This is a genomic window from Ammoniphilus soli (assembly GCF_040813775.1).
In genome coordinates, this window is the sequence record NZ_JBEGDL010000054.1 from 1 (window position 1) to 21,616 (window position 21,616).

Genomic DNA, 21,616 nt, shown 5'->3' on the forward strand with positions numbered 1-21,616 from the left:
CCTCCGGTTTAAATTACACAAAATGCGGTTTTGACGTAATTAGTTAACATAATATATATTACGTAATTTATTTCTGTTTAGAACAGAAAATTAAGGCAAAGTTCAATTTCTATTTCGCTTTGGACTTGTCCACAGCGAAATAGTTACACATCAATCTATCAATTAAATATTGTTTGGTTGCACATTCTTTGGAGCAGAATTGCTGGAGATAACTTCGTAGATCTGGATTGTTTATCGTAAACCAATGCACGTTAAGTTGGTTATTCAATTGATTTCCGCAATGTGAACAATATAAAATTTCAACTTTGGCACGATCTATAAAATGGCGTTCTTCAATGAAATGTTCAAGTTCAATCCGGAATTGGCCTCTTAAAGAATAAAAATCCAAGATCAGCACCTCCAAATTTTCACTTAATTCTTTTTATCATTATACCAAACACTCGTTCCCTCATCAACAACTTTTATTTTCGCCAAATTGATATTTTGCGTAATTAAAGAGAATAAGGATGCTTTTGAAAAGAAAATATCACCGTATCTATTTAACCGGCTGTTTTATGAATAAATAGGTTAAGACTGGATCAGCGTTTACTTGCACACCCGCTGTTGTGTCTTTCTGTTTCTCTTCTTCCCCCTTAGAAAAAGGTAGGGATGTGATTTGTTGATTCAGCTTTATAATCGGATAAATCTTCTAACAAACTGCTACTTTGTTCGGATCCTTCACAAACTGCGATGTACACATCCTCAATCCTTTGTTCCATCTTGTTTAACCTTGCAGCTGTTACAATATCACCTTTGACCGGGTCTTCCACGTGATCAATCATTCGCTTCATAAATACACCTCCCGTACAAATTAAAAAGTGCCAAGTCTTCGCAGCTCCCACTATATAATAACTCCCCCAGGGATCCATCTCCAATAAGGGATTTACGGACATTGTTTGCTGGGGGATTGTTATTATTGAAAATAAAAAGACCATCCGAGATTGTCCTCAAAATGATCTTGTCAAATCCATTGTTTAATATTCCTCTTTGTATTCCGCCAGCCCCATCCTTCGCTATACGGAGATGACAGCCCCGGTTGCTGTCCCACCAAATGTCATTGTAAATTAGAAAGATGAAAAATATATGAAACGACTGTTAAGATTTAGGGAAAGGTTAACGAATGAAAAATAGCGCCTCTTTGAGACGCTAGCTTTACATTATTGATACACATCGCGTCGATGTCGTATCCGGATAACGTAAGCCACGTCGCCTTGCCAAACAATCTCCATCACAGCCCGGTAATCCCCTACTCGAAGTCGGAAAACGTCCTCATATCCCTTCAACTTCTTGATATCCGCTTCTATGGGGTGTTGGGCGAAGCTTTCCAAGGCATTTAATATGCGTTGCTGCATGGTTTTATCCAGTTTACTTAGATCCTTCAGTGCACTCTTCCTAAATTCAACCCTCATAGGCCCAACTTCCTTCTCACCTCATCCAGTGAGACTGTCTCTCCGGCCTCGATCTCTTTCCGAGCATTCTCAATTTCCGTTGCATCTTCCTTTGAAACCGGCTCATCGTCATAGGGGACGCTGTCTAATACCTGACGTAATTCCTTCCTTTTCCGTAAAGCTTCATCTAATAAGTATTTTAGATAGTGTCGAGCGGCAATGGTTTCCTCTGGAGGAAGTGAATCGATGATCCGGTGCATCTCATCTTTCAGATTATCGTTGGGTAAGCTCATGGCTATTTGCCTCCTCTTTTTCATCTTTGACAGCGTTTATGGCCTCATCCAATTGAACCTTTAACCTTGTATCTATCCTGTGTTCTACCACATCTTTGAAATCGCATTCCAGAACTGTACAAATTTTATCAATGACATCCATGGACACCATTTCATTCTTTCCGATCTTGGCTAATGTTGCGGATGAAATGATCTTCGCTTTTCTTAAATCACTTATTTTATGACCCCTGTCGTGTAGGGTTGAATAAAGCGGCGCATAGGAAACGGCCATGTTCACCACCCTCCTTAATGTTTAATATTATAAACATTAAGTTTAATTATATCAACATAACCTGTTAAATTATGGGGAAATTTTAAAGATGATTTTAGTTCGACTTATCCAAATATGTTGTTTATATTGATTGAAAGATCTTCAAAAATAGTTACTTTGACGGTGTCTTTGTTTTCATAGACACCTTGAAGTTGAAAATAACTGCTATAATTTAAGATGAACTCTTCAACCTTTTCATGATTTGTATCTAAGATCCAATATTCTTAACTCCGGCCCTTTCATATAACTTATATTTGAACCATCGGTCATGCTTTCCAGTTGAAGGTGATAAAATTTCTACAATGAGATCTGGACTTCCTTTACAACCTTGTTCAATAATGAAGCCTCAGTCCAATCCAGCAACGGTGTTGCCAACCCAAAGTGCTGACCAAAGAGCTAACCACTCATCCCTATTTTATTGTCCTGTTAATTCACCACCAGTGCAACCATGTGCAGCCTTCTGAAATCGATTAAACTCATGTCTATGGGTGAGCTGCACCTTCTTTTTTACGTAGCAGAATAACAGTAAAGGCTGCCGAAGCAGCCTCATGAAAGTATCGATTCTCAATAGTGCAATAACCGTTCGGCTTCCTTTTTTTGACTAAAACCGTAGGGCTAAAAATCTGATCAAACTCCTCTGTTTACCTTTCTGTATTTACAAGTTCAATTATCATTTTCTCTCCATTTGTGATGGGCATAAAAAATAAGAAACAGAATCCAATCAACAAGATACGACCAACCTAAATTCCACCAAAGTCCATATGAAATATACCCTAATTTAAATGCCAATATTTCAATTGATATACAAAGGATAGACCAATAAAGGATGTGTAAACCGACATTAAAAATGTTCTGTTTCTTAGGTAATGTTTGAAGAAACAAGTAGGTAACCACGAAATAGATTCCAAATGAATTGAGCATTTGTTTTTCAAACAACTGGATTTTTGTTTCTGATTCATAATTCCATAGAGGGTAGAGAAACATCAATAAATCAGTTATAAGGGCTAAGATAATGGCTACATAACACGTTGGGGCTATCAAAGAGAATTTCTTTTTATCACCAAAAAAGATAAAGCAAGCCCATGAAATAATAAATTTAATGATTGGAAAAGTCATGTTTAACCTCTTAGTTGTATTCTTAAAATCAACCCATTTTTTCCAGTCTACTGATATCTATTGTAAATATAGGTTTGTCGTCATGGGTTAAACGATCGTAAAAATAACTTTATTTTTTTGTGAAGAAAGTCCTATATCGAGTGTAAAGAACCAATGGTAATGATTGTATTCCATTTTCCTTATGAAGCCTTATATAATGGATTACAGGTAGGGCGGCATCTGAGGTCGCCATCACTGACAGCGGTGGAAGGGGCTGGCGGTACATTTTATCAAAGACATAATTTCAAATTTATATATGAAAAAGCCGCTACTACCGTATATGAAGTTAGCGGCTTTTTTATTTAACTGTTTATTAGGGACGAAGTTATCTCGCTATCGACTCCCGTTCAATAAGTAAATTCAACTTATTACCGATTTGGTATCACTCATCATCTGGTTTTTCATCAAGAACCCAAGGAATGTATTACATGACCACACGAAGACTAAGATGATGAACTTCTATCCTTACCGGTGTCGTCCCTGCGATTTCACCATCGGTATGCAGAAGAAGCGGGTGTTCCGATTCAATGATCAGTTTGTTTGCTGAAAACAGTTCAATTCCTGTAACTCCTTTATGTTTACCCTGAAGGATTTTTACAATCGCTCTTAATGATTTGTATCGTGGTATACTGTGAATGACACAAATTTGAAAAGATCCGTCATCGGGAATGGCTTCCGGGCATATGGGAATTCCCCCACCATAATAAGGAACATTACAAACGGCGACCAACCATACCTGTGAGAAACGGTTACTCACCCCATCTATATCCATTCTAATAGAAGACTGATGGTATCGTACCATCCCATAAAGAGCGGTTAACAAATATCCCATTTTTCCCCATCTTTTTATTTTTGATTCGCTTGCATGTTTGGCAACCCAAGCGTCCAATCCAATTCCCGCATTATTAATAAAATAACGATCCCCTATTTTTCCTAAATCCAAGCTTCTTATATTTCCCCTCACTAGGATTTCCAGAGCATCGCGTGGATCAGCTGGAATCTCTAGAGAGTGTGCCAAATCATTTCCTGAGCCGGCTGGGATGATTCCTAGGACCGTCTTTTGATTGGCGAGAGCCTGAATCACCTCATGAATGGTCCCGTCTCCTCCAACCGCTACGATAATACCGCTCGCCTGTTCTTGAACCAAATCTCGTGCTATTCTTGTTCCATCGTTGTAGCCCTTAGTGAAATGGGCTTTATAGTGGATCCCTCTACGTTTAAGGTCCCTTTCTACTATGGACCATACAGATTTTGCTCGCCCGTTTCCAGCGGTTGGATTGACTATAAAGATCATAAAGAACACCCCGTGCTTATTTCCTTTTTTAGAGACATCCCAAAAGGGAGCAGTTCCTTGGAATAATGTAAGTGACCAAACAAACAATTAACCAATGAGGGTATTCCCTATGTATAGGCATATCATACCTCTAAAGATCCTGTTAGTTGAGTAGATACTTCATTTTTCAAATCTAACTAAGGTTTTTTCAGGAATTTCAATCTGGTCGATGTCAAAGATGTTGATTTGAAGGACTATTGTACCTTCTCGCTTTTCAGTTTCTTCGCCCACCCAACAACTATACAACTCAAAATAATCGCCCTTTTTAAGATAACCGTCCATTATTTTACATAGTTCTAACAACTTCATTTTTGATTCCGCACACGTTTCTGGGTTCATATATTTCGAAATCTCAATCCCCCAATGACTTGATACCTCATTAACATAAGGAGTAGTAAACTGATATTTCTTTACATTTAGCAGGTTATACTCATCCGCAAAACAACTGCCAATATAGACAGGATCATCTGTATATTCATCATCATTGACTGTTATCTCTATATTACAGCCAATGTAGGAAGCCAAACTCATTACCGCTCAACCCCTTTATTTTTATTGTATCTAATTCAAGTATTGAAGAAAACTGCCCGTTCAGTAACAAAGAAGCGGAGTAGAGTCACACTACCCCGCTAACCAATCCCTTACCAAGAAGAGCTAATCATTCTGACTTTTAATTTCCGGTAAACCTTTCATCGCTTCTCTAATCTGTGCAAATGCCTGTTCCGTAATTTCATCAAGGTAGTATTTTGGAAAGTACCAATCACCCGAAAACTTCTTGGCGGTGATGTAATAACCTGTTTCACAACAATGTACGATTCCACTTGAGCGTATCACGATTCCGGACACCTCTCAACTTTTGTACTGGATCCAGTCCTTACTTCTCCCTATCACAGAATCAATTTTTTTTAAACCTAAAAATGATGCGCTCGAAAGCCCGCCTGCCGTGGAAAGTGGTAAAGGATAGCCTTTATGTTAAGTGATTTGTAAACTCTCGTTATCGAAAACTTTGGCCACAAAAACAGAGGTTTCTCAATAGATGATATAAGTTCTCCACACATCGAGTGAGGTTCTTCTTTTTTCACATACTAAAAAAAAAGGGATGAAGAGGCGGGTATCTACAGATGAGGAGACGACTGGGTATTAGGTTAATGAAGGGTCTATGTAACGCTGTTTTCACTATCATAACCCTTTCATGGATTTCAGGAAAAAAGGTGAAACATTGCATTCAACAAAATCCAGGTGATATAGGTTTATGCTTCTTGATCTCTTGGTTTTGCGTCGTCGTTTGGAATCCATCCCAGCTGGTTCTTCTTCAATACGGTATATTTACGGTCGTGGCGCTTTTTTCGGTAGGGGTCACACGGGTTATTCTTATGGTTTGGCAACATGAAGGAGCGTTCTCTACCTGTTTTTCTTGGTTATCTTCCGGATGGCGTAAGTGTATCTTCAAATTTAAAAAAGCGTCCATGACACTTATCCATAAAAGGGATTAATCGACTTTCTTTGCTGTTTCATAGCTCAAGTGTTGGTGGTTCTCGGAATACGTAGTGTCATCTGTCTTTTTGGTTCTCTATCGTTTGGTCATTTGGATTTCATATAGAATGATTTTACCCGGTATCGGAATTCAATACCGGGTAACTTTAATGATATTACATAGATCTTCGCCCCTATGCTCCTTCCCATCAAAGCTTGACAGTGGATGCGCCAAAAAGGACTCCCCAATTAGGGGTATGACCGAGATACGTGTAAAAATGGGTCACATGCTGGATCTTAATCCCGGATGTGATCCATTACTGTTTGATAGGGAGCTTAAATAAAGCAAGTAAATCAGGTATTATCAATAAAAAAGCCGGTTTTCCAATACATGGGAGAACCTTCTTTTTGGGATTTTATCTCATTAACAACATGTGCGGCTAATTCTCTGTTAATTCGCTTAATTAATATTGGAGTTTTAAGTTCTCCATAACTTCCTCAATGTTTGAGTAGATCAGCAACGCTTAAAAATTTACCGTGATAAGAATGTAGATTCAAACTTTTTTCCACTAACTCATTATCGATCCCCATGAATTTAACCTATTAATTCTTCATCAGGATATCTTAGTTTTATTAACAGATTATATATATCATTCAATTTCTTACTGTACTGTAATACTCTAGAATCATGTAATCCATATAATAGTCCTGCTTCTTCCATTTTACGTCTATGTTCCTCAAACTCTTCGTATACTTTTTTTAGTAGCATAATATTCTCCTATCTAAACCCGATTTTAAAAATGGTAAGCCCCGAAAAATCAGGGCTTTTTCGATTAAAAGGTAACGCTGATCCAGTAAACGGATTTACCTAGATGCCATGAACAAAGCACAAATAATGGCTTAGCCAGAGAGATCTGCGTTTTCTAAACTTATGTCAACTAGTTATACGGTGAGATTTTATCGAGTTACCGTTTTTTAGTAGTAATTTATTATTGAGACATAACCTTAGGTTCCAAATCTTCCTTTTGAATGGATTGTTGAGTTGATCGAATTTGACGGGATTGGATCCAACGTGCTGAAAGAGCACTGACAATCCCAGCAAACATAACGTACAAGGTAATGTAGGTATAGGATCCGTTGTTCAGTTTAAGCAAAGCTGTAGCAATGATCGGTGTCAGTCCACTAGCAAAGATACCGGAAAACTGATATACGAACGACATCCCTGTGTACCTAACAGGTGCATCAAACAATTCGGCGAACAACGCAGCCTCAGGGCCATAGACCGCAGCATAGAAAATACCAAAAGGAATGATGATGGACAACCAAATCAGCAAGATATTACCGTCGCTGTTGGACATTAACCAAAAAGCCGGAAGTGCTGAAAAACCGGCAATTAAGCTACCGTACAGAAACACCCGCGTTCTCCCGAATACATCGGATAGATAGCCGAAGAAAGGGATGGAAAAACACATAACCAATGCACCGACCGATACCCCGAGCAACGCGTCAGTTCGAGAAATTTGAATGGTATCTGTAAGATAATTGATCGAAAATACACCCATGATATTAAAGAAAACGCCATCAATGTATCGGGCTCCCATGCCCGCAAAGATGTTTCCGGTATTCCCGCGCCACATCTCTTTAAAGGGAGCGCTCGCTTCTTTGTTATGTTTTTTCATTTCCTGGAATTCCGGCGACTCCGACACATTGAGGCGGATCCACAAACCTAGGAATATCATGATGGCACTCAGAGCAAAGGCTAAACGCCAGCCCCAGGACATGAATTGATTGTCTGGCAACTGAGATGACAAAACCCCTACAACACCAGAAGCTAACAGGAGACCAATAGCTAGTCCAATTTGTGGTAAACTAGCGTATAAACCTCGCTTGGATTTCGGTGCATGTTCAAAAGTCATGAGCACAGCACCTCCCCACTCGCCCCCCAGGCCAATACCTTGAAAAATACGTAAAATAATCAAACAAACAGGAGCCCATATCCCGATCTGCTCATAGGTAGGAATGAAGGCAATCAATGCTGTACTAACCCCCATGATCCCTAACGTAATAATCAGTACACTTTTGCGACCAATTTTGTCCCCAAAATGACCGAAGATGATACCGCCCAATGGGCGCGAAACAAAGCCGACGGCGAAGGTTGCGTATGCCAGCAGTGTAGCGATTAAAGGGTCACCCGCCGGAAAGTATAATTTGTTAAATACGATACCCGCTACAATACCATACAAAAAGAAATCATACCATTCAATTGTCGAACCAATTACACTTGAACCTGCAACACGCCTAAGCATTCCTTTATCCGTAGTTTTCATAAATTTCCTCCCCTCGGAATGAAGTCAGTCTTTCAAATAATAAACCAAGTCTAGATGTCAAATCCTCTTACATGAAGCAGAGGAAAGCGATTTCAACGTTTTGTTTGATCGATCCTTCCTCCTTTCCTCACATCTTGGCAGTAAACGTGATGGTACTCTCCTTATATTCATTAAAATATTATAGCAAATTTCATGCCATTTAAAATGATCTGAATATTATGGTCCTGATTGTTCTTTTATTTACATTTTACCGAACATCGGTGACCATTTGCTACCATCTTTTTTATTTATAAATGGTGTTATATCATCACCAGGTAAATTAAAAGGATTCTATAGTCTGTTACACTTTCATTTTCTTCAGTAATAGCCCGAATCCACCCAACATATAGAAATAGCGATAATCGATCACTTTTTTCATCATAGCCGCACTTGTCCCAAATATTTTCTTGCTTCCAACCACCCCTATCGCTTCCCTTTTACCAATTGAGGCAACTGTCCCCTTCAAACTAGGTACAAATTTCATTAATGGGCTCCCACGATAAAGATTCACTAAATTTTTCGCCAGATTTTCACCTTGTTGAATAGCGATTTGGGCAGTCGGGGGATAAGGGCGTCCATTCTCCTCATTGAATATTAAAGCTCCATCTCCCACAATAAACACATGATCATAGCCAGGTGCACGAAGATATTCATCCACCTTCACACGGCCACGTATGACCTCAAAACCTGATTGTTCAATAATGGAGTTACCGCGAACCCCGCCTGTCCATACAATCGTACCGGCTTTAATCTCTTCTCCATCTGCTAAAACGACTCCGTCTGTGTTGCACTGTTTAATTGGCGTATTAATTTTGAAAGTAATGCCCTTTTTTACTAAAACATCCATAGCATAGTCTACCAGTTCGGGATCGAATCCCGGTAATGCCGTTGGAGCTGCTTCAATATTGTAGATCTTAACAAGAGAAGGCTCGACATCAAATTCATTACATAATTCAGGTATACGATCCCCTAATTCACCTGCAAACTCAATCCCTGTAAATCCAGCTCCACCTATAATAAAACATAAATAATCGGTTCGATGGGGCTCGTTACGGAATTTAGCGAACATGTATTCAATATGTTCCTTGATCATACGAACACTATTTATACTACGAATGCTGAACGCATTCTCTTTTAAACCTTGAATGCCAAAGGTTTCTGGTTCACTACCCAAACCAATGACAAGATAATCATAATCGATGCGTTGTCCATCTGATAATGTAACAGTTTTAGCCTTAGGTTGAATCGAGTCTACGGTTGCTTTTCTGAAATTGATTTTATGAGTATCTAGCACGTGGTCAATCTCAATACGACAATGATCATGATGCAGGGTACCAGCAGCAGGTCCATGAAGCCATGTGGTGAGATAATGATAATGATGTTTGTTCACTAAGGTTACTTGTACTTCATGAGGGTGGATTTGTTTTTGTAAACTGACCGCAGTCATAAGCCCACCATACCCGGCACCTAAAATAACGATTTTTTTCATACGTAACGTTCATACCTTTCCATTTTTAATAACACGTTTGGAAAAGGTGGACGCCTTCACGGACAACCCATAATGAAGGGAATCACGTCCACCCCAAAATCAATGTACATCATGGGATGATGGGGAAAGAATACCGCTTAATCCTTTTTTATTAGGAGAACTAGATCATCTGTTTTAAGTTTAGCGGCATTGGCTTCATCGGTATCAATGTGAAATTCAAGGCGATACCGAGAACTCACGCGAATGTTCACGTCACTAAATAGAATCGGTCTTTCCGATTGTGACATGACGAGCACTCCGTCCCCATCTTGAACTTGAAATTGCAAAGCCTCTTCTTCAGACATATGAATATGTCGATTGGCAATGATGACCCCTTCATGGAGATAAATAGACCCTTTAGGACCGATGATCGTAATCGGACTGCTTCCATTAAGATCCCCGGAATCTCTTATAGGGGGAGACACTCCTAAACGCTGGGCATCTGTTAAAGACACTTCCACCTGAGTCTTTCGACGAGCAGGACCTAATATCCTCACTTTATCGATGACACTTTTGGGTCCAGCTAACATCACAGTTTCTTTGGCTGCAAATTGACCGGGCTGGGATAGTTCTTTCAGGATTTGCAATGGATACCCTTGACCAAATAAAACGTCAATATGATCAGTTGAGAGGTGTACATGCCTTGCTGAAACCCCAACAGGAATTTCGTTTAACTTCCTTTCTGCAATGAATGGTAGAACCATACTTATGGCATCGGAGGCGGTGATTCCTTTCATGAGGGAATTCCCCCCCTTTCGAATGGCATCGATCTTGAAAGTGGAAAACCATCTTTACCAGTTTTTATGATCCAAGTGAGCATACTTTTCTAATAGGCGAACCGGCATCTTTAATGCATCTTTACGGAATGGAGGAGCCAATTGGGTACCATCGACTTGGATATCGATGACCGTAGGCTTGTTGGATTGAATCGCTTTTTGAATCACGCTTCCCAATTCAGTGGCATCTTCCACTCGGATTCCCACCGCTCCCATGGATCGGGCCACTTCGGCGAAGTCAGGGTTTTGGATATCCGCCCCTACGAAACGATTGTTATAAAAGTCGACTTGGTTCTTCTTCTCTGCACACCAAGCGCCATTATTAAATACGCAGGCGATCACCGGAATATTTTCTTCTACTGCCGTGCTGACTTCATGCAAGCTCATTCCCCATGCTCCGTCTCCGACGATCGCAATAACCGGGCAATCTGGGTTCGCTAATTTGGCCCCTAATGCGGATGGATACGCAAAGCCGGTGTTACCAAAGGTCAAGGCAGCGATATGCTTACGGCCTTCATTGAATTTCAGATAGGCATTGGCGGTAGAGGAAACATTTCCGATATCGGTGGACACAATCGCATTTTCAGGTAATGCTCGAGTCAGTTCCAGCAATGCCCGGCGCGGGTTAATCGGACTTCCGTCGATCATGGCCAGTTCAATCAGCTCTTCTTCCCACTTTTGATTTTCGTTCGCTACTTCCAACAAACGGTCTTGCTTGGACTTGAAGTTAGGTACGAGCGCTTTGAGCTGTTTCAAAATTTCAATGCTGGCAGCACGCGCGTCTCCGATAATGCCGACTTCAATCGGATGGGTACGAGCGATGTTTCTTGGATTAATATCCACTTGGATGATGGCCGCTGATTTCGGGAAGTAGTCAATGTCATAGCACGGTAAGGTACCGAATACCGATAAACGGGTACCGATCGCTAACACCACATCGGCTTTCTTCAAGGTATGCATAGCGGATTTGGCTCCCATGTATCCGATCGGACCCACCGCTAAAGGATGATTTGCTGGAAAAGCATCATTATGCATATAGGAAACGGCCACCGGAGCAGTCAGATATTCGGCAATTTCCTTAACAGCGTCGATGCCATCGGAGTCTACCGTACCTCTACCGGAAATAATCACGGGATATTTCGCTTGAGCCAATAATTCGGCCGCTCTGGCCAATGATTCTGGAGAACCGCAACCGCGTGAATCGACACGATATTGATGTGGCTCGAGAATTTGGTCTTCCAGTTCCCCGTAAAAATAGTCCCGAGGAATGTCAAACAGGACAGGTCCGCGTTCGGCATAGGCAATCCGGAAGGCTGTTCTTAAGCAATCCGCTACGCGGCTAGGATGAGTCACTCTCACGGTCTCTTTTGTAATCGCTTTAAAAACAGAGACTTGATCACATTCCTGGAAACCATCCCAACCAATGGTCGGTGTACCGGCAGAAGGGGAAATTACGACCATCGGAGTATGAGCTTGATAGGCCGCTGCCACCGAAGTGACCATATTGGTGATCCCCGGACCATTCTGTCCGATCACGACCCCGGCAACTCCGGTAACTCGAGTATAAGCATCGGCCATGTGAGCGGCACTTTGCTCATGACGGACACCAATAAAGCGAATGCCGGCCGTCGGCAATAAATCGAGCAGATCCATGAAGGCAGATCCTAAGATACCGTTAATATGGGTGACCCCTTCAGCCACTAAAGTCTCGACAATGGCCTCACTCGGTGTCATTTTTACTTTTGTTCCTTTTAAATTGTTCGTTTTTACTTTTTCCATGATTTAATTCCTCCTAAATATTATTAATGTAATGAATAAATTTAACGATAAACCCCTAAACGATCATGATTCATTTTGATTGACTCTATCCAATAGATAGTCTCTCTGCTAGCCTTTCATAAATGATCGCGATATCCTGCTGGTTTGGAACTTTCATATTGGTAGATATACCATTCCCTGACATAGCATCTTCAACGAGAATCGGAATAGCATCCCGTAATTTTTGAATAGGAATATACTTTCGACCATCATTCCAGATATCAAATTTATCATTGTATCCTTCAATCAGCTTTAAGGATATTTCTGCCAATGTTTTAGGATCCAATGTCGGATCTGTCCCTAATGCAATGGCTATATTCGCATAACGCTGTTCAGCTACTTGAAGTCCAAAACGCATAACAAATGGTAATAAAAGCGCTATACTTAATCCATGTGGAATATGAAAGTGTGCACCTAAAGGTCGTCCTGCCGCATGGGCTAAGTTCGTGGACGCGTTAGAGAAAGCAATCCCTGCAAAACAACTAGCTAAGATCATATTTTCTCGGGCTTCTTTATCCTTGCCATCTTCGCATAGTCGTGGTAAAGCCGTGCCAATCATGCGTATGGCTTCTAGAGCAAAAAGGTCAGTCATTCCTGTAGCCCGATTGGATACGTAGGCTTCCATGGCGTGTGCAAGTGCATCAAGTCCTGTATAGGCTGTAAAGCTTCGAGGTAAACTCAAGGTGAGTTCTGGATCCAAAATAGCTGCATCTGGAATTAAATGTGGATGACCTGGATTCATCTTTACATTGGTCTCAACATTTGTAATCACCATTACTTTCGTGGCCTCTGATCCCGTTCCAGCTGTAGTTGGAACCGCTAAAAGAGGTAGACGATTGAGATGCGGTTGATTGGTGATGGCGGACCATGTCATCTCCGGATTTATACTAAATAACGAAACGGCTTTAGCCAAATCTAGTGCACTACCTCCACCAATACCTATCACACAATCAGCTTTAAATTCCCTCAACACATGAAGAGCAGCATTTACATGTTCCGTTGTCGGCTCCCCCGAATAATCACTGAAAATAATGCTTTCTATATTACCTATCTTTAATATTTCTTTCACTCTATTATTAAGATTTAATGGAGAACTTGCTAAAAAAGAGTCCATTACAATAAAAGCTCTATTAGCGCCATTTGCAATGACAAATTCATTTAACTTATTTAAACTACCATTTTCAATATGGATGTGACGTGGTAAATCGAGTTTTGACATGTTTACCCTCCATTTCATTTAGCCTATTAGATTTTCATCTATTATTATTTAGATCTTTTGTAAATTTAACGACTCATTGAATTTTCTTCAATTATCCCCTCCTCTGATTTTTCATACCAACCAGCTGATTAACATGATGAAGAGTTGGTATACGTTAGTCGTTGATCAACTGACAGGTATTGTTCAGTTGCCACTATATAAAGCAATAACTGTGCCAACTATAATATTCAGCTATATATGTATATTTCAAATATTTTATAATGTATAATAAATATAGTATGGTGACCATTTGCTACCATAGCTGGTGTCTTAAAAACAAAAATGGTGTTATAAAACATGGAGGGCATTGATGAATCGTATACTCATGGATTACACCGATAAAGAAAAATGGCTCCAAGAAATTACACAATTACAATCCATCAACAAACAACTTCGGGAAATTATTAATTTTTCTTCTGACGGCCTTTTTATAGTCAATCATCAAGGGGTAGTATTAGAAGTCAATAAAGCTTATGAACACACGACTGGTATTTCACGAGAGGAAGTGGTAGGTAAAAACATATCAGACCTAGTTTTATCTGAATACTTTGATAGGTCAGCTGCAATCATTGCATTACAATCTAAACAAACCACAACGATAGTACAACGAATCAAAAAGCAAAAGTACTTTGTTGTTACAGCTAATCCGGTATTGGATACGGACAAAAATATCAAAATGATTGTAACCAGTGTTCGAGATGTTACTTATTTACATCATTTACAGGAACAACTACGTCATACAGAACAGATCAATGAAAGGCTATCTGACCAAATCCCGACTCTAAACCATGGAAAAACTCCTCTAGTTTATAAAAGTCCACAAATGCAGAAACTCTTCGAAAAGATCAAACAAATTGCTTCTTTTCCCACAACCGTATTAATTACCGGTCCCTCAGGAACAGGGAAAGAAGTGTTAGGAAACATGATTCATGAGTGGAGCTCTGTGGCTGATCAAGCCTTTATCAAAGTAAATTGTGCGGCCATACCGCCCGAACTGTTTGAATCCGAATTGTTTGGTTATGTCAGCGGTTCATTTACCGGTGCTCGTAAAGAAGGTAAACCGGGTCTTTTTGAACTGGCAAATAACGGAACTATTCTATTAGATGAAATTGGCGAAATGCCTTTACCTTTACAGTCCAAATTACTTCGTGTACTACAAGAAAAAACGATAACTCGTATCGGTGATACGAAACCTAAAATAATAAACTTCCGACTTGTTTGTTCAACTAATCAAAATTTAAAACAGTTAGTACAAGAAAAAAAATTCCGGGGGGATCTATGGTATCGAATTAATGTTGTGCACCTTCAAATCCCATCGTTGCACGAACGAAAACCAGATATTCAACCACTCGCTGAACACTTTTTAACCGAATTTTGTCAGCAATATAATTTACAAAAACAAATTCTACCGGAAACCATGTTAGTTTTAGAAGAATATTCATGGCCGGGAAATGTACGTGAACTGAAAAATATAATGGAATTTCTTGTGGTCTCGACAACCACTTCTTTTATTTCCCCAGAGGATTTACCGGAACATGTAAAAAATAATTGGGATTTTGACCATCCCTTAACTGAAGAAAATAGCATTCCATCCATTGAAGACAATGGCTTCCAATCCATCGAAGATACACATTTAAATAAATCGGAGAGCAAGTCTTTACAACAATCTTTGAAACAATTTGAAAAAGAACAGATATTAAAAGCACTTCATACGGCAAAAAGTATACGTTCAGCAGCTTCCTTACTCGGTCTTGATCATGCCAGTTTGATTCGAAAAATGAAGCGACTTGGAATTTATAATACGATGGGTAAATAACAACAGGAGTCATTCCTGAAATAAATTAATTAATTTAAAACAATGAACAAAAAAAGTGCCTCTAGTATACTGGGTAACGTTCCAATCAAAAAACAAATCCCAATTTATTAGACGGCACTGTATAGGAAGTTTAAGCATACCCAAAAGCAAAATCAATTATAAAATATGATTTTGTTTTTTACACTAATTTTAATAAAATAGGCCCCAACGCAGTCAAAGCTATAAAACCTAAAACCCCTACTAATACAGCTTTGATGCCAACCTTTTTAAAGTCTTCTAGATTAATTCCCAATCCCAGCCCTGCCATGGCCATCGATAATAAAAATACACTGAGCGAGATAAGCATCTGATTTATCATTAGGGGAATAAATCCCAACGTATTGATTAAACTGCAAGCAAGAAAACCAAAGATAAACCATGGAATAGGGAGATCCTTTAGACCTTTTCTTTCCTTTTTAGAATCCTTTGCTTGATAGAAATAACCGAGTATCAAAGCTACTGGAATCAACAAAGCTACCCGTCCCAGTTTAACTAGAATAGCTATATCTCCGCTCACATCCCCTCCCGGTACTGCCGCGGCAATGACATGGGCTAATTCATGCAAAGTGGAACCCACTAAGACTCCGTAGTGATAAGATTCTAAACCCAAGATAGGATAGAGGAACGTATAAAGGATAGTTCCGATTGTTCCTAAAATCGCAATACAAGCTACGGAAACTGCTGTAAACTCTTTTTTTGCACCAATTAAAGGAGCAACAGCTACAATAGCAGCCGCTCCACAAACAGCTGTGCCGACAGCAATGAGTGCACACAAATGCCGATCAATCGAAAACCATTTACCTAGATAGATCATAACCGTTAGAGTGAATGCGATCACCATCACATCAATAAGAACAACAGACATACCGGCTGAAACAATTTGTTCAAGATTCAGTCGAAGACCCATTAAGATAATGCCTACTCTTAAAAGAATCTTACTGCTAAACGTTATTCCTTTGGTTGAATCCAAAGGAACATCTATGATCCCTTTCCAACCCATCCCTAAAATAATCGAGATGATCATGATTCCCATAATAGAAAAAAAAGGTAAGTGGGCGATATTTCCTGCCAGAATTGCTAGGACCAGCGTAAGAAGTAACCCTTTCAGAAAACCTTGCCATTTAGTCCATAGACCTGGTTCTGTAATGGTTTGTGAACCTGAATCTAGAACATGTTTGATAGAGTTTGTGTTAGGTAGTGGCATGAGATTATCTCCTTAACTTATTAATTAGATTTTATTTACTAAAATAAAGCAATATCCATGCCAACCAGTCTATTCTAAATATGTATGTGATTTTAAAAGATAATTTTGATTGTAAGTGACCTGGTATCCATTTATCACCATTATGTGGTGTTTTAAAAACAACATGGGGTAGCGTCAGGAAAATGCGGATTTACAACGTTAAGCAAATACCCCACTAAAAAACCCAATCTCTTGGTCTAATTCAAGAAGATTGGGTTTTATTTATTTCACTATCGATCCCCGTCAATAACCTCGTTGAACTTATTAACTCATTTTGCTGATCTAAATAGATTAGAGCATCATTAACCACTTCACACAAAAAATTCTTAACGATGATCTGGTTTTCGATAAGGAAAACATTGCCGTCCATATTGCGTTCAATATAATCAACCAATCCTGCCTTAGTACATACCGAACACCATTTTTTTTGTCCATCGCTTAAAAAAACTGTAATATCAATATGCTCTAATGATGTTTCACTAGAATCATCGATAGTATCATCGAACTGCCATTTAACCAACACGGGAACACTACTCCCATAAGGTACGAAATAATGCTTCCTAAACCACCTTGCTCGGTTGTTATCACCAAGTATTTTTATCTGTTCTTTTTCCTCATCTTCGGCTATCACTTCATATTCCTTGCCCCGTGTTAGAGCTTCTACATAAAGCCCGACAGAATTGCAGATTACAACCTTCTTCATCTTTCGTCTCCCTATGCTGCTGAATTAGCGATCCTTATGAAGCTCTCGATCTCCGTTACTTGAATAAGAAATAATCCGTTTATAAAAAAATTACACGTCCATAAAAAAACTAAACGTTAATCCTACAAATATCGCTCCTACAATAAAAGCAGCCATATGTATTAATATCTTGTATCGTAATTTAGTTGTTTTTAAAGAAGAATATAATTTAAAGACAAAATACAGTAAAAACGCATTTATAGATGTCTCAATTAAAGCTGGAATAAGTCTATTATTAAAGAAAGGTAGTTCATAAATTAATTCTCTAAACAGAATATCAGTTGCAATCCCCAAAAAAGTTAATAAGACTTGAAAAATAAAAAACTTAAAGTTGTTCATTTAATCAATCTCCAATTATCCTGTTCATTAAGAAGCTTTACCGATTATTTTATCACCTTTCTTATTGTACTAATCTCCCAATACCTCAACAACCAAATAAATATGGAGCAACAATAAAGCTGCTCCTCACAAACAATCCCTATTTTTCTTGAACATTCACAATGACATTACCAAACAATTCGTCTCCAAAATATGCTTCCAATCGCCACAACCCTTTACTCGGTAACATCATAGATGACGGTAAATGATGGTCAGCCCCATTATTCGGTGCAATGTTTTGTCCCATTACCTCAAACACGTTTATTTTTTCGCCAGTTTCTTTATTAACTCCGATTACTTTAAATGGTTTCGTCAATGTTTCTTTATCTCCCCAAAAGTGCCACATATACTTTTGAACTTTACCAGCAACAAAAGGTCCGTACTCTCCGAAACCAAGTTTTCCATTATCACCAATTCGAAAAACATTCTCTATCTTTTGTCCATCTTGATTAACAAATTCTTGAACAAATGTCGCACTTTCTGCCCAACTCTGTTCTTTTTTCGTTCCTGTTTCCGTTGAACAACCCGTTAAAATAAATGCCAGTAACAAAAAAGAACTAAGTGCAAACTGAGTTATTTTTTTCACCATTCAACCTCCCATAAATATTCTTAATATAGTGTGTTAGACGTGTTACAATGCTGTCCTGTTTCGTTTAACTGCCTGTTACCGCAGCTATGAAGCAGGGGACGAATACGATCCCATTCCCCGCTATCGCACCCGTTAACAATAAGACCTAACCTTTATTTCTTTCAGACCATTCATTTTCTAAAATACTCATTTCCCATAAACTCCAATATTCGTCACCACTTTTTCTTGCGTCTCTGAGTAATCCCTCTTTTACAAATCCTGACTTTTTATAACAAGCAATTGCTGAGGAATTAAAGTCAAACACTCCGAGACTAACTCTATGTAAGCGAAGTTCATCGAATGCAACTTTAAGAATTTCTGTCATCATTTGTTGACCTATACCTTTTCCTCTTACACTCTTATCACCAACTAAAACTTTTCCAATTCTCGCTGATTTGTTTATTCTGTCAACATTCCCCAACGAAATATGTCCTATGACTTTCCCAGTTTCCTTTTCTATTACGCTATAAACAAAAGTATTAGAATTGTCCTTGTTTGCATCTTTAAGGTAGTTTTCTAATTGTTGTTCATCTAAAGGAAACCTAAAATTAGGACCTCCCCATTGAAGTAAAAACTCTGTTGTTTCAAACCAATTTATCAGTTGTTGAAAATTTGAACGCTCGAAAAATTTTAATTCAATCATAATAAAGTTCTCCTCTTTTCTTTTGTCTTATTTTAATGGGGTCTTTGTTCCACTAACCTCCCCGATAGTGCAGCAACGAAGCAAGGGACGGATGCTTGATGCCGTCCCCTGCTATCGATCCTCGTTAGTGAAGTAACATAATTCTAGATAACATTGCTCTTAGTTACGGCATCCATGTAGGGTGTTTTGCAAAATGGCAGGTCCTAACTTATTGGTTTTTGAATTAGAAAGACGTACCTCCACCCGTGTATTAACGGGAAGTCCGAAAGATATCTCGTCAATTTTCCCTACCCAAGGAGTTCCACCAAACCAGCTTGGAGAGTCTTCTTTAACTGGATACATCTTAAATCGCCAACTGATTACACCAGTTACTTGGGCAAATCCTTCATATTGGTCATAGTCTCCAAACGACGAAGGTGACGGAAGCCAATCAGCATAAATACCTACGCTCTCCCGTTCTCTCAGAGCGCTCATTGATCGATTCTGTATATGGCTTTTTAACTTTCGTAATTAAAGCAGTACCTTGGGCATTGGGAATATCCTTTACTGGATTAAGAACCACGCTACATGGATATGACACTTGTGGAGATTGTGTTTGGGCTGTCCCCGTGTAAGGCAACATTAGACAAAGTAATACTGTGAGATTTTTAAACATTTTTATCAATCTAACCACCCCCATAATCTGAGGATAGTTTAACCATTTTCGTCTCTCGGAAACATATGTCAATGTTGAGGATGACTGACCTTTAGCAGAATAGCAAACAAGGTTGCCGAAGCAGCCTTATGTAAGTATCGAGTCCCGTTAGCGCAATAACAATTTTCTTGATCATTTTGTTTTGAAATGGTACACAATACTTGGATTGTCTAATAAAAGGGCAACTTGTTCCATAAACTCATGTTTTCGCTCTGCGAATCTTTTTTCTCGAATTTTTGACGGTATATCTTCATCTGTCTTAAGTTCAGGTAAATAAACAAATAACGATTGACCGAATTGACTCGTTGGGTCAGTTTCAATTCGTAATTCAGTCCCTCCAAATTCACTTAAACTGCCCTTTTCTATTTCAGATTCAATCATTTCTTTCGCTTTCCATGGGTCAACTTCTTTTGCAAGCTGTTCTTGGAATTGCTTTACATGATTACGTTCTTCTAATTTCTTAGGTAGATTAGACAAAGCGATTGCGGTAATCACTAGCATGGTTATAACGATTGTCCACGTTCTAAAACGTTTCATTTTCCTCTCCTATTTATTCCCATATGATTTTTCTTAATTGTACCACAGTTTGATCGTTTAACATTTATTCCCATTTGTTTGGGTAACGAAAGAAGGAGCAGCCATTAACTGCTCCGCGCTATCGACACCCGTTAGTTTAGCAAATACCCAATATATCTTCTCTTTTATAGGGTTTTATTTAAATCTCGAACCCAATTCTTAAGCGAACGCTTCACCAATCCAAGAGATTGCATAACCTACTTTCCTTCTGTTGGTTCAGGTGGACCACTTAAATCCAGTTGATAGAATGCTAAATCGAGCCATTGTCCGAATTTGTAGCCAGCCCTTCGTATCGTTCCTGAATAAGAAAAGCCCAGTGTTTGATGAAAAGCGATACTTGCTTGGTTAGTGGCATCGATGCCAGCAATAAGTGTGGCATATCCGTTAGTTTCGGCAAGGTTTATAATCTCTCGCATCAATAATTTTCCTGCTCCCTTACCACGATATTCTTTATGCACATAGACAGAATGCTCGATGGAATATTTATAAGCAGGCCAAGGCCGGAACGGTCCATAAGTAGCAAATCCTCTAATGTGTCCCTCATCCTCTATTACCAAGATCGGGTATCCTTTCTCTTGTTTATCACGAAACCAATCTAACCGATTTTCGAGCGTTTGCGGTTCGTAAGAGTATACTGCGGTTGTATTCATTATTGCATCGTTATAAATATCGAGAATTTCAGGTAAATCCGATTCCTTAGCTTTTCTCAGCATTTGTTTTCTCCTTCGATTTGTTTATACCACTTCTGACTTCAGGATAAGTTTCTACATACAACTCAGTTATCCTGCCCTTTAACACAGCAAAAAGCAGGGGATGGATGTAATCCCGTACCCCCGCTATTGAATCCCGTTACTACAATAAGCAATTTTTTGGGGATACCCCGAAAACTGTATATTCATTGCATAAAGATGCTATTACAAATCTTAAATTATGGCTTAAACTAAAAGTTTATGCTATTGAAAATGCCTATAAATTCCGCTTTAGAAAAATGCAACACACATCAGGCATTTTGTTTTTTGGATCTCAAACAAAAAACGTATCCATGCTGGATACGCTTGTACTAAAGTTGCACTGCGAACGCACCTGAATAGTTATTTCTAATTTTACCTATTCTAATCCC

At 39.0% G+C, this 21,616-nt stretch carries 24 protein-coding genes and 1 pseudogene; 1 reads left to right on the forward strand and 24 read right to left on the reverse strand.

Annotation, left to right across the window (positions count from 1 at the left end; all coding sequences use genetic code 11):
* Positions 1 to 632: 632 nt before the first annotated feature.
* From ABLT31_RS35735 to ABLT31_RS35815, 16 genes are all read right to left on the reverse strand, one after another.
* Positions 633 to 830 carry a hypothetical protein gene (locus ABLT31_RS35735; protein WP_367760421.1) on the reverse strand — a complete coding sequence of 66 codons (198 nt, stop codon included), beginning with the start codon at positions 828 to 830 and terminating at the stop codon, positions 633 to 635.
* A 366-nt stretch (positions 831 to 1,196) separates the two neighbouring features.
* On the reverse strand, positions 1,197 to 1,448 hold the full coding sequence (locus tag ABLT31_RS35740) for a type II toxin-antitoxin system RelE family toxin (protein ID WP_367760422.1): 252 nt from the start codon (positions 1,446 to 1,448) through the stop codon (positions 1,197 to 1,199).
* Positions 1,445 to 1,720, reverse strand: a complete 276-nt coding sequence (locus ABLT31_RS35745; RefSeq protein ID WP_367760423.1) for a hypothetical protein — start codon at positions 1,718 to 1,720, stop codon at positions 1,445 to 1,447. Before ABLT31_RS35745 ends, ABLT31_RS35740 begins: the two co-directional genes overlap by 4 nt.
* Positions 1,701 to 1,991, reverse strand: coding sequence for a helix-turn-helix domain-containing protein (locus tag ABLT31_RS35750; protein ID WP_367760424.1), 291 nt, complete (start codon positions 1,989 to 1,991; stop codon positions 1,701 to 1,703). Before ABLT31_RS35750 ends, ABLT31_RS35745 begins: the two co-directional genes overlap by 20 nt.
* A 247-nt stretch (positions 1,992 to 2,238) precedes the next feature.
* A complete protein-coding gene (locus tag ABLT31_RS35755; protein WP_462976584.1) occupies positions 2,239 to 2,370 on the reverse strand; it encodes a Uma2 family endonuclease in 132 nt (43 codons plus the stop codon).
* 323 nt (positions 2,371 to 2,693) lie between these two features.
* Complete coding sequence (locus ABLT31_RS35765) at positions 2,694 to 3,146, reverse strand: CBO0543 family protein (protein WP_367760425.1); 453 nt, start codon at positions 3,144 to 3,146, stop codon at positions 2,694 to 2,696.
* 463 nt (positions 3,147 to 3,609) lie between these two features.
* Positions 3,610 to 4,479, reverse strand: coding sequence for a diacylglycerol/lipid kinase family protein (locus tag ABLT31_RS35770; protein WP_367760426.1), 870 nt, complete (start codon positions 4,477 to 4,479; stop codon positions 3,610 to 3,612).
* A 159-nt stretch (positions 4,480 to 4,638) separates the two neighbouring features.
* Positions 4,639 to 5,049 (reverse strand): hypothetical protein, encoded by a 411-nt coding sequence (locus tag ABLT31_RS35775; protein WP_367760427.1) that lies wholly within the window; start codon positions 5,047 to 5,049, stop codon positions 4,639 to 4,641.
* Positions 5,050 to 5,172: 123 nt separating this feature from the next.
* A complete protein-coding gene (locus tag ABLT31_RS35780; RefSeq protein ID WP_367760428.1) occupies positions 5,173 to 5,352 on the reverse strand; it encodes a hypothetical protein in 180 nt (59 codons plus the stop codon).
* Between the two features lie 416 nt (positions 5,353 to 5,768).
* Complete coding sequence (locus tag ABLT31_RS35785; RefSeq protein ID WP_367760431.1) at positions 5,769 to 5,906, reverse strand: hypothetical protein; 138 nt, start codon at positions 5,904 to 5,906, stop codon at positions 5,769 to 5,771.
* Between the two features lie 680 nt (positions 5,907 to 6,586).
* Positions 6,587 to 6,760, reverse strand: coding sequence for a Spo0E family sporulation regulatory protein-aspartic acid phosphatase (locus ABLT31_RS35790; RefSeq protein ID WP_367760433.1), 174 nt, complete (start codon positions 6,758 to 6,760; stop codon positions 6,587 to 6,589).
* Positions 6,761 to 6,980: 220 nt separating this feature from the next.
* On the reverse strand, positions 6,981 to 8,318 hold the full coding sequence (locus tag ABLT31_RS35795; RefSeq protein WP_367760435.1) for an MFS transporter: 1,338 nt from the start codon (positions 8,316 to 8,318) through the stop codon (positions 6,981 to 6,983).
* A 340-nt stretch (positions 8,319 to 8,658) separates the two neighbouring features.
* Positions 8,659 to 9,846 carry an NAD(P)/FAD-dependent oxidoreductase gene (locus ABLT31_RS35800; RefSeq protein ID WP_367760437.1) on the reverse strand — a complete coding sequence of 396 codons (1,188 nt, stop codon included), beginning with the start codon at positions 9,844 to 9,846 and terminating at the stop codon, positions 8,659 to 8,661.
* 137 nt (positions 9,847 to 9,983) lie between these two features.
* Positions 9,984 to 10,622 carry a phosphate propanoyltransferase gene (locus tag ABLT31_RS35805; RefSeq protein ID WP_367760438.1) on the reverse strand — a complete coding sequence of 213 codons (639 nt, stop codon included), beginning with the start codon at positions 10,620 to 10,622 and terminating at the stop codon, positions 9,984 to 9,986.
* Positions 10,623 to 10,676: 54 nt separating this feature from the next.
* Positions 10,677 to 12,440: a sulfoacetaldehyde acetyltransferase gene (gene xsc, locus ABLT31_RS35810; protein ID WP_367760439.1), complete on the reverse strand. Its 1,764-nt coding sequence runs from the start codon at positions 12,438 to 12,440 to the stop codon at positions 10,677 to 10,679.
* An 85-nt stretch (positions 12,441 to 12,525) separates the two neighbouring features.
* Entirely contained in the window at positions 12,526 to 13,698 is a 1,173-nt protein-coding gene (locus ABLT31_RS35815; RefSeq protein WP_367760441.1) for an iron-containing alcohol dehydrogenase family protein, read from the reverse strand.
* A gap of 349 nt (positions 13,699 to 14,047) precedes the next feature.
* Between ABLT31_RS35815 and ABLT31_RS35820 the strand changes: the two genes are divergently transcribed.
* Entirely contained in the window at positions 14,048 to 15,553 is a 1,506-nt protein-coding gene (locus ABLT31_RS35820; protein WP_367760443.1) for a sigma-54 interaction domain-containing protein, read from the forward strand.
* Positions 15,554 to 15,731: 178 nt separating this feature from the next.
* On the opposite strand, the gene ABLT31_RS35825 is transcribed toward ABLT31_RS35820, so the two are convergent.
* From ABLT31_RS35825 to ABLT31_RS35860, 8 genes and pseudogenes are all read right to left on the reverse strand, one after another.
* On the reverse strand, positions 15,732 to 16,796 hold the full coding sequence (locus ABLT31_RS35825) for a YeiH family protein (RefSeq protein WP_367760445.1): 1,065 nt from the start codon (positions 16,794 to 16,796) through the stop codon (positions 15,732 to 15,734).
* A 241-nt stretch (positions 16,797 to 17,037) separates the two neighbouring features.
* On the reverse strand, positions 17,038 to 17,538 hold the full coding sequence (locus ABLT31_RS35830) for a hypothetical protein (protein WP_367760447.1): 501 nt from the start codon (positions 17,536 to 17,538) through the stop codon (positions 17,038 to 17,040).
* A 90-nt stretch (positions 17,539 to 17,628) separates the two neighbouring features.
* The gene (locus ABLT31_RS35835; RefSeq protein WP_367760449.1) at positions 17,629 to 17,916 is read right to left on the reverse strand and encodes a hypothetical protein; all 288 of its coding nucleotides are present in this window, start codon (positions 17,914 to 17,916) and stop codon (positions 17,629 to 17,631) included.
* A gap of 139 nt (positions 17,917 to 18,055) precedes the next feature.
* Positions 18,056 to 18,541, reverse strand: a complete 486-nt coding sequence (locus ABLT31_RS35840) for a hypothetical protein (protein ID WP_367760450.1) — start codon at positions 18,539 to 18,541, stop codon at positions 18,056 to 18,058.
* Between the two features lie 148 nt (positions 18,542 to 18,689).
* On the reverse strand, positions 18,690 to 19,226 hold the full coding sequence (locus ABLT31_RS35845; RefSeq protein ID WP_367760451.1) for a GNAT family N-acetyltransferase: 537 nt from the start codon (positions 19,224 to 19,226) through the stop codon (positions 18,690 to 18,692).
* 159 nt (positions 19,227 to 19,385) lie between these two features.
* Positions 19,386 to 19,881 (reverse strand): annotated as a pseudogene (locus ABLT31_RS39115) (hypothetical protein).
* Positions 19,882 to 20,052: 171 nt separating this feature from the next.
* Complete coding sequence (locus tag ABLT31_RS35855; protein WP_367760454.1) at positions 20,053 to 20,457, reverse strand: hypothetical protein; 405 nt, start codon at positions 20,455 to 20,457, stop codon at positions 20,053 to 20,055.
* Positions 20,458 to 20,693: 236 nt separating this feature from the next.
* Positions 20,694 to 21,209, reverse strand: coding sequence for a GNAT family N-acetyltransferase (locus ABLT31_RS35860; protein ID WP_367760456.1), 516 nt, complete (start codon positions 21,207 to 21,209; stop codon positions 20,694 to 20,696).
* Positions 21,210 to 21,616 lie beyond the last annotated feature (407 nt).

Excerpts from the sequence above, each read along its gene's own strand:
- ABLT31_RS35795 (WP_367760435.1), bottom strand. The coding sequence starts at position 8,318 with ATGAAAACTACGGATAAAGGAATGCTTAGGCGTGTTGCAGGTTCAAGT.
- ABLT31_RS35770 (WP_367760426.1), bottom strand. The coding sequence starts at position 4,479 with ATGATCTTTATAGTCAATCCAACCGCTGGAAACGGGCGAGCAAAATCT.
- ABLT31_RS35790 (WP_367760433.1), bottom strand. The coding sequence starts at position 6,760 with ATGCTACTAAAAAAAGTATACGAAGAGTTTGAGGAACATAGACGTAAA.
- ABLT31_RS35745 (WP_367760423.1), bottom strand. The coding sequence starts at position 1,720 with ATGAGCTTACCCAACGATAATCTGAAAGATGAGATGCACCGGATCATC.
- ABLT31_RS35735 (WP_367760421.1), bottom strand. The coding sequence starts at position 830 with ATGAAGCGAATGATTGATCACGTGGAAGACCCGGTCAAAGGTGATATT.
- ABLT31_RS35860 (WP_367760456.1), bottom strand. The coding sequence starts at position 21,209 with ATGCTGAGAAAAGCTAAGGAATCGGATTTACCTGAAATTCTCGATATT.
- ABLT31_RS35830 (WP_367760447.1), bottom strand. The coding sequence starts at position 17,538 with ATGAAGAAGGTTGTAATCTGCAATTCTGTCGGGCTTTATGTAGAAGCT.
- ABLT31_RS35785 (WP_367760431.1), bottom strand. The coding sequence starts at position 5,906 with ATGTTGCCAAACCATAAGAATAACCCGTGTGACCCCTACCGAAAAAAG.
- ABLT31_RS35765 (WP_367760425.1), bottom strand. The coding sequence starts at position 3,146 with ATGACTTTTCCAATCATTAAATTTATTATTTCATGGGCTTGCTTTATC.
- ABLT31_RS35825 (WP_367760445.1), bottom strand. The coding sequence starts at position 16,796 with ATGCCACTACCTAACACAAACTCTATCAAACATGTTCTAGATTCAGGT.
- ABLT31_RS35835 (WP_367760449.1), bottom strand. The coding sequence starts at position 17,916 with ATGAACAACTTTAAGTTTTTTATTTTTCAAGTCTTATTAACTTTTTTG.
- ABLT31_RS35805 (WP_367760438.1), bottom strand. The coding sequence starts at position 10,622 with ATGAAAGGAATCACCGCCTCCGATGCCATAAGTATGGTTCTACCATTC.
- ABLT31_RS35800 (WP_367760437.1), bottom strand. The coding sequence starts at position 9,846 with ATGAAAAAAATCGTTATTTTAGGTGCCGGGTATGGTGGGCTTATGACT.
- ABLT31_RS35750 (WP_367760424.1), bottom strand. The coding sequence starts at position 1,991 with ATGGCCGTTTCCTATGCGCCGCTTTATTCAACCCTACACGACAGGGGT.
- ABLT31_RS35855 (WP_367760454.1), bottom strand. The coding sequence starts at position 20,457 with ATGAAACGTTTTAGAACGTGGACAATCGTTATAACCATGCTAGTGATT.
- ABLT31_RS35815 (WP_367760441.1), bottom strand. The coding sequence starts at position 13,698 with ATGTCAAAACTCGATTTACCACGTCACATCCATATTGAAAATGGTAGT.
- ABLT31_RS35820 (WP_367760443.1), top strand. The coding sequence starts at position 14,048 with ATGAATCGTATACTCATGGATTACACCGATAAAGAAAAATGGCTCCAA.
- ABLT31_RS35740 (WP_367760422.1), bottom strand. The coding sequence starts at position 1,448 with ATGAGGGTTGAATTTAGGAAGAGTGCACTGAAGGATCTAAGTAAACTG.
- xsc (WP_367760439.1), bottom strand. The coding sequence starts at position 12,440 with ATGGAAAAAGTAAAAACGAACAATTTAAAAGGAACAAAAGTAAAAATG.
- ABLT31_RS35845 (WP_367760451.1), bottom strand. The coding sequence starts at position 19,226 with ATGATTGAATTAAAATTTTTCGAGCGTTCAAATTTTCAACAACTGATA.
- ABLT31_RS35775 (WP_367760427.1), bottom strand. The coding sequence starts at position 5,049 with ATGAGTTTGGCTTCCTACATTGGCTGTAATATAGAGATAACAGTCAAT.